Raw genomic sequence first — 680 nt, 5'->3', positions numbered from 1 at the left:
TTGTGCCGAAATTCGTGTTGCCGGCACCGATCACGCCGCGCAACAGCCGCCGTCAGCTGATCTTGCGCGCTGCGCGCCGGCGGCTGAGCTCGTCGTCCGGAAATTCCTGCTGCTCGGCGGCATGCTCACTGGGGAGCTCGGCGAGGGACCCCTCAACCTCCCGCCAGACCCGGCCGACGGCGATGCCGAAAACGCCTTGTCCGCCCTGGACCAGGTCGATGACTTCGTCCGCGGAGGTGCACTCATAGACACTGGCACCGTCGCTCATGAGGGTGATCTGGGCCAGGTCTTCCACACCGCGTTCGCGCAGATGTCCAACCGCGGAACGAATCTGCTGCAGCGACACACCAGTGTCCAGCAAGCGCTTGACCACCTTCAGGACCAGGATGTCACGGAAACCGTAGAGGCGCTGGGAGCCGGAGCCCGAGGCGCCGCGCACTGCGGGTTCGACCAGTCCGGTGCGTGCCCAGTAGTCCAACTGCCGGTAAGTGATGCCGGCCGCCTTGCATGCCGTGGGACCGCGGTAACCGGCGTCCTCGTCCAGCACGGGCAGATCCTCGGTGAACAGCAAGCCCTGGGCACTTGCGGGTATGGCAGCGCCGGTCTGCAGAGCGTGCGGCGTGTCGCCTGCATCACCTTTAGGACTCACGTGAACCCTCCTTGTCGAAGTTCCCTGTGGG

1 protein-coding gene is annotated in these 680 nt (G+C 65.7%); it reads right to left on the bottom strand.

Annotated features, from left to right (window positions below; all coding sequences use genetic code 11):
• Positions 1-52 precede the first annotated feature (52 nt).
• Positions 53-649 carry a MerR family transcriptional regulator gene (locus tag AC5RWT_RS37930; protein ID WP_493967320.1) on the bottom strand — a complete coding sequence of 199 codons (597 nt, stop codon included), beginning with the start codon at positions 647-649 and terminating at the stop codon, positions 53-55.
• Between the last annotated feature and the right edge of the window lie 31 nt (positions 650-680).

Source organism: Arthrobacter sp. Dra40, assembly GCF_059091905.1.
The sequence above is the reverse complement of the archived record's forward strand: the minus strand, read 5'-3'. Positions and strand labels throughout refer to the sequence as shown.